The organism is Muricomes intestini, assembly GCF_004346165.1.
Classification (GTDB): domain Bacteria; phylum Bacillota; class Clostridia; order Lachnospirales; family Lachnospiraceae; genus Muricomes; species Muricomes intestini.
In genome coordinates this window covers 47,223-53,980 of record NZ_SLZZ01000008.1, presented here as the reverse complement: position 1 = coordinate 53,980, position 6,758 = coordinate 47,223, and the positions used below count along the sequence as shown (strand labels likewise).

General features: G+C 42.0%; 6 protein-coding genes. 5 read left to right on the top strand and 1 reads right to left on the bottom strand.

The genetic code is table 11. The features are described 5' to 3' along the window. Nucleotides 1-103: 103 nt before the first annotated feature. Nucleotides 104-823 (bottom strand): adaptor protein MecA, encoded by a 720-nt coding sequence (locus EDD59_RS07285; protein ID WP_132380469.1) that lies wholly within the window; start codon nucleotides 821-823, stop codon nucleotides 104-106. Nucleotides 824-1,328: 505 nt separating this feature from the next. On the opposite strand from EDD59_RS07285, the gene EDD59_RS07280 reads away from it, so the two are divergent. The 5 genes from EDD59_RS07280 (at nucleotide 1,329) to upp (ending at nucleotide 6,747) form a co-directional block, all read left to right on the top strand. Then, nucleotides 1,329-1,619: a hypothetical protein gene (locus EDD59_RS07280; protein ID WP_132380467.1), complete on the top strand. Its 291-nt coding sequence runs from the start codon at nucleotides 1,329-1,331 to the stop codon at nucleotides 1,617-1,619. Nucleotides 1,620-1,720: 101 nt separating this feature from the next. Beyond that, complete coding sequence (locus EDD59_RS07275) at nucleotides 1,721-3,649, top strand: glycosyl hydrolase family 18 protein (RefSeq protein ID WP_132380465.1); 1,929 nt, start codon at nucleotides 1,721-1,723, stop codon at nucleotides 3,647-3,649. A gap of 166 nt (nucleotides 3,650-3,815) precedes the next feature. Next, the gene (locus tag EDD59_RS07270) at nucleotides 3,816-4,514 is read left to right on the top strand and encodes an N-acetylmuramoyl-L-alanine amidase family protein (RefSeq protein ID WP_132380463.1); all 699 of its coding nucleotides are present in this window, start codon (nucleotides 3,816-3,818) and stop codon (nucleotides 4,512-4,514) included. Between the two features lie 77 nt (nucleotides 4,515-4,591). Next, nucleotides 4,592-6,118: an L-threonylcarbamoyladenylate synthase gene (locus EDD59_RS07265; protein ID WP_132380461.1), complete on the top strand. Its 1,527-nt coding sequence runs from the start codon at nucleotides 4,592-4,594 to the stop codon at nucleotides 6,116-6,118. Continuing rightward, the gene (upp, locus tag EDD59_RS07260; protein WP_132380612.1) at nucleotides 6,118-6,747 is read left to right on the top strand and encodes a uracil phosphoribosyltransferase; all 630 of its coding nucleotides are present in this window, start codon (nucleotides 6,118-6,120) and stop codon (nucleotides 6,745-6,747) included. The genes EDD59_RS07265 and upp overlap by 1 nt, the downstream gene beginning before the upstream one ends. The last annotated feature ends 11 nt before the right edge of the window (nucleotides 6,748-6,758 follow it).

The following is a 6,758-nucleotide window of genomic DNA, read 5'->3' as shown; positions in this document are numbered from 1 at the left end:
CCCCTACAGAAGAAAGCCCCTCACTTCGTCAGAAGTGTGGGGTTTTCTTCATCTCAGGGACTGCCTCAGGCAGGCCCTGAGATAGCAGCAGGGCTGCGTAAGATTATATTACAGACAGCTTTTGTACTGCATTTGCAGATACCATGATATCGCAGTGTTCTTCCAAAAATGCCAGTGTAGCACCGGAGGCTTTTTCAAGTGAGCCATACTCAGAAAGCATATTACATATCTTGTTAAATTCACTGTTTGTGTGATCTGATTGTGTTAGTGCCAGAGTATACAACGAATTCTCTGGATCATGGTATAGTGTGTTTGAGCCGTGATATACAGGCTGAAGAAGATGTGCAACCTGAATTACCCGGTCCATACTGTCAAAAGAAAACAACCGTACATTAAATGGTGCCGGTGCATCTGAAACGGTAGAAGTATTCTGCGTATCAGATGCCGCTTCTTTCACTTTGTTTAAAAGATTCAGAAATTCTTCTGCCCCTTCTAACTTCTCCAGTGATTCTGCCGTGTCGGAATCAATTTCCCCCAGAGGTGTAAACTTAGAGAATCTTGTATCTAATTCCTCCGGATCCTCTACCTTTGTAATAATTAAAACGATAGAGTCCGCAGAAGCAGGAATTGCTTCTATCATCAAAGGGATGTCTTCTGCTTCAAAGCCAAAATCAAAAGATGCCTGCTGCATCATGTCTCTGAAAAGAGATTTGGCTTTTTCCGTGCCATATGCCAGTTCGCTTAATTTTAAGTGACGTGCTGCGAGGTCGGCATGTGTCAGGGTACAACGAATCTGATTGTCATTCAGTTTTTCGATTTTCATATCATCACATCCTTACGAATTGTAATATCAAAAAATATATATCTTCTCACTATTAGTATAAACAAAAATAAAAAAGATGTAAAGAGAAACCAGAAGACTTTATATTACTTTTATGGTTATAAGCATGGACGAGTGCATTAATTCATTAGTCCATGTTGTAATTTTTATGTTATCAACAAATGGGAAGAGCTTATAAACAATAAACACATTGAAAAGTGTGCATACCTTTTTTATAATTGCAGTTACAGAAGATAGTATTCCAGGATAAATAGATGTCTATACAAAAGGAGGTGCAAATAGTTAATCAAATCTAGTAAACATTCGTATAATTCATATGTCCGCTTCAAGGACAAAATCATCAAAATTTTCTTAATGAGAAAGGAACCGCAGATTCATACTATCTTCCATACTGCCACAATCCGGCGGTGCGTCACGATACCTCCGAGAAACTGAAAAGCCAGGCAGCAGTCCAATATTTATCTGAATCTACGGAGAAAGGAGAACCATGGAGATTGGTGAGACAGCGTACAAATACAAAGATTTATATGTGGAATTGGAGAATTATGAAAAAAATGGTGTACCTATGCATCTGGAGGGCAGCCCGGCGAGTCCGCTGCAGATTGTGACAGCGCACATGATCCGGGAAGAAGGCTGCTATATGCGGGACTATGTCATGGATGAAAAGGGATACATAGAATCACTTATTTTTGTAAACATTAATGGTAATAATCAGGCGAAGAATCCCCTCAATGCGCCGGAAGACGACAGTACAGAAAGGCAAAAAAGGTATAGCTGAACAGCTCTGTAAAGCCTTTTGCGGAGATTATATTTTTTGCTTATTAAACTACTAATGTTTAATAAGGTATGATATAATAGGCTCTACATAGGAGGTGCGGCATGGACGAAAGAGAAAGGAAAGCCGAATATGCCCGGAGGGCATTCCAGCAGAATGCACAAAAAAGACGCCCAGGCGGCAGTAACCAGAGGCCGGGAAGTTTTAGACCGGGCGGCACAGGATCATATGGTCAAAGGCCACGAAGAAAGAGCAGCCGGGCAAGACGAAGAAGACGTAATTTGATTATAAGAATACTTATTTTTATTGTTTTGATTATTATTGCAGCAGGCGGACTATTATTCTGGCAAAAATACGGCTCATCAAAAGAGAAGGTAGATTTGAAAAAATATTATGGTATACAGAATAATGATGATCTTGCAGTAGTAGTAGATGATCAAATTATGGGGGCTTCTGAAGGTGCCTCTGCAGGAGGTAAGCTGTTTGAAGGTGTCCCGTATATAGAATACTCGGTCGTCCGTGATTACATCAACGAAAGGTTTTATTGGGACTCCAATGAAAATGTCCTGCTGTATACATTGCCGGATGGCAGTGTTTCTGTAAATGTCGGAAGTAAAGAATATACAGATGTAAAAGAGAAAAAGAGTGAAGACTATGTAATACTTAAGACAGAAGGCAAGACTGCATATATCGCACTTGCATTTATAAAGCAATACACGGATATGGAGTATTCTGTAGATGACAAGCCAATATCTAAAACTGTAATTGACTGTGACTGGAGTGAAAAGGAGGTATCTGTACTTAGAAGAGACACTCAGGTCAGGTATCAGGGAGGTGTAAAGAGTCCTATTTTGACGGAGGTCAAAAAATCAGATAAAGTATGGATATTGGAAGATGAAGGTGACTGGATGAAAGTCCGCACCAGCGACGGATTTATTGGTTATGTCAAGACAAATTCACTGAAAAAAAGCACGAAAGAAGTGGTGGAAAGAGACTTTCAGGAACCCGATTACACTAATATATCAGTGGATTATACCATCAACATGGCATGGCATAATGTGGAGAATGATACGGCCAACAGTTATATCCTTGAGATGATAGCTAGCACAAAAGGGCTTACGACAATAGCACCTACGTGGTTTAATATTTCTGATACGGATGGAAACATTTCATCTCTTGTCAGTTCTGAGTATGTGAACTATGCTCACAAATCTAATATTGACGTGTGGGCTACGCTGAGAGATTTTCATGGAGGAATTAACTCCTACGATGAGACTTATGAAGTGCTGAGTTATACTTCAAAGCGCGAGAATCTGATTAATCAGGTTATTGCTGCAGCGCTTCAGAACGATATTGATGGAATCAATCTAGACTTTGAGTTGGTTTCCGAAGAATGCGGAGAACATTTTATACAGTTTGTGCGTGAACTGTCTGTAAAGTGCAGACAGAATGATCTTGTTTTTACTATTGATAATTATGTTCCGATGCCATATAATGAACAATATCATTTGGCGGAACAGGGAAAGGTTGCCGATTACGTGATTATCATGGCGTATGATGAACATACTGAGAATTCCTATGAAGCCGGTTCCGTCGCATCCTATCATTTTGTAAAGGATGGAATTGAGAATGCGCTTAAGGCTGTTCCCGAAACAAGACTTGTAGGAGGTATTCCTTTCTATTCACGACTGTGGGAGGAGACTCCCAAGACTGAGGAGCAACTGGCTGAGGAAGCTGGCACCGAGGCGGCAGACTATCCAAATAAGATAACAAGCAGGGCTGTCGGTATGGACGAGGCAAAAGAATTGCTTAACTCGGCGGGTGTTCAGGCCAAGTGGGATGAGAAGACCAAGCAGAATTACGCTCAGTGGGAAGCCGACGGCACAACATATAAGATATGGTTGGAAGACAAGGAATCAATAGAAGAAAAGCTAAAAGTGATTAAGAGTAACAAACTTGCCGGAGCTGCTGAATGGAGACTCGGTTGGGAGAATCCCGGAATATGGGATCTTATCCTTCAATATGTGAACTAGTGCACTGCTTCAGTGGCTTTCAGAAAAATAACACAAGCTATTTTGCGAAATGTTAGTGGGACGGCGCACTAGACGAAAGAAACATCCTTTTTCCGCATATATATAGGAAGAATGCATACTTATTGAAAGGCTAACGTTCAATAAGAGTAGGAAAGGGGATGTTTTTTTGCGCCGTAAATTGGGAATATTAGGATTGCTTGTATTGCTTGTATGTGCGGTAATAGGGAGCCAGAAAGCAGGGGAATACCTTTATAGGAATTACCTCAACCGCGATACAAAAGAAACGGCTGCACCAGGCAAAAAAGAAAAGCAGGTCGTCATAATTGACGCAGGACATGGAGGGAGAGACCCTGGGAAAGTGGGAGTAACTGGAACTGAGGAGAAGAACCTGAATCTTCAGATAGCACTTAAGGTAAAAACAATGCTTGAAAAGCAGGGAATTAAGGTCATTATGACCCGTGACGATGAAAATGGCCTTGCAGATTCAAAGGTGGAGGATATGAAAGAACGGGTTTCTATCATTAATAAAGAAAAACCTGCGTTGGCAGTGAGCATACACCAGAACAGCTATCATGAAGAAAGCATACATGGAGCCCAGGTATTTTACTTCACACATTCCAGTGAGGGAGAAAAGTCGGCAAAAATCATGCAGGAGGCTCTGCTAGATGCAGATCCGGATAATACAAGGCAGGCAAAAGCAAATGATACATATTATATGCTAAAAAAGACGGATGCACCGGTAATTATTGTCGAGTGTGGATTTTTGAGCAACAAGGCGGAAGCAGATAAACTTGCCGACGATGAATATCAAAATGCTCTCACCGAGGCAATATGCAAAGGAATCCAAAATTATTTGTCAAAGTAAGAGTACCCATGAGGTGTGGAGCGTTATTTTTACAAAGAGAGTTTTTTTTTAGGATAAATAATGGTATAATGAAAACTATGAAAACGATAATAAAAAAAGTAGATAAAGATCAGATAGATGAAAAGATAATAGAGGAAGCAGGAGAGCTATTAAAAAGAGGCGGTCTTGTTGCTTTTCCGACAGAAACAGTCTATGGACTGGGAGCGAATGCTCTGGATGAAGCGGCGGCAAAGAAGACTTATGCAGCGAAAGGGCGCCCTTCGGATAATCCTCTCATAGTGCACATTGCAGATGTCCAGGCGCTGGACGAAGTAGCAGTAAATATGCCGGCAGAGACAGAGGAATTAGCATTTCATTTCTGGCCGGGTCCGCTGACGATGATTTTTGAAAAAAGTAAAATTGTCCCTTATGGAACAACAGGCGGGCTGGAGACTGTAGCCGTGCGTATGCCAAGTGACCCTATTGCAAGAGAACTGATACTGGCAGCGGGGGGATATGTTTCTGCCCCCAGCGCCAATACATCTGGTCGGCCAAGTCCCACGTCGGCACAGCACGTGGAGGAAGATCTGGGTGGGAAGATTGATATGATACTGGATGGAGGGAGTGTTGACATAGGACTGGAGTCTACAATTGTCGATATGACTGTTGTTCCACCTATGATACTGCGTCCAGGTGCAATTACAGCGGACATGCTGGAGGAAGTCGTCGGGCCTGTCAGTGTGGATGAGACTATTTACGGAAGTGAAAGTAATCAGCATCCAAAGGCTCCAGGCATGAAATATCGTCATTATGCGCCAAAAGCTAAAATGATGATTGTAGAAGGTACTCTTCGGGAGGAGATACTTGCAATACGGCAGTTGTCCTATGCCGCCTATCGAGAAGGAAAAGAAGTAGGTATCATTGCTACAAATGAGACTTTTGCTTATTATACCCACGGAATTGTAAAGAATATCGGAACCCGCGACAATGATAAGACGATTGCGAGGAATCTCTATGCGGTGCTTCGGGAGTTTGATGAGGAAGATGTAGGGGAGATATACAGTGAATCCTTTGCAGCCCGGGGAATCGGCAGTGCAATCATGAACCGCCTTGAGAAGGCGGCAGGGCACTTAAGAATTCCTGCATCTGTTATTGCAAGGCAGCAGAAATACCGCCGGATTCTTTTTCTGAGCAACACAGATACAAGCAGAGGACCTATGGCAGCGGAACTTCTGAGAAATCAAGATCTGGAGCAGGAATATGTGATAGATTCCCGCGGACTTGTGGTACTCTTTCCCGAGCCTGTGAATCAAAAAATAGAAGCAATCCTAAAGAGCAGTCAGATGAGTTTGAAAGAGTATTCTTCCGTTGCCCTTTCAGACGAAGATTTGGATGAAGATACACTGATTCTTACAATGGATGAAAGTCAGAAATGGAAAATTGTCTCTGAGTATGATAATATAAAAAATGTTTATACTTTAAATGAGTTTACAGAAGATAATACCGAGATACCGAATCCATATGGACAACCATTGACAGCATATGGGGAATGCTATGAAATAATTTGCATGTTAATAAAAAAATTAACAAATAAACTCAATTCATTTACTAGAGGAGGAAAATGATGTCAGTAGTACACATTATGGATCATCCATTGATTCAGCACAAAATCAGTTACATCCGAAGCGAAGAGGTTGGAACAAAAGAATTTCGTGAAGTAGTAGGAGAGATTGCAGGCCTGATGTGTTTTGAAGCAACACGGGACCTGAAATTGCAGGATGTGAAGATTAAGACACCGATAAGTGAGACAGTCGGGAAAGAACTGACCGGAAAGAAACTGGCGGTAGTACCTATTTTAAGGGCCGGACTTGGAATGGTGGATGGAATGTTATCCCTTATACCTGCCGCAAAGGTGGGGCATATAGGGCTTTACCGTGACCCGGAGACATTTGAACCGGTGGAGTATTACTGTAAGCTCCCGGCAGACTGTGATGAGAGAGAGGTATTTGTGGTAGACCCCATGCTGGCAACAGGCGGCTCCAGTACGGCCGCGATACAGATGCTAAAAGAAAAAGGTGTGAAAAGAATACGTTTTCTATGCATTATTGCAGCACCGGAAGGCGTGGAAAGAATGCAAAAGGAGCATCCGGATGTTGACCTTTATATTGGAGCGCTTGACGAACGTCTCAATGAGCATAAATATATTGTTCCTGGTCTTGGCGATGCCGGTGACCGTATTTTCGGAACAAAATAGAAACGAAGGGA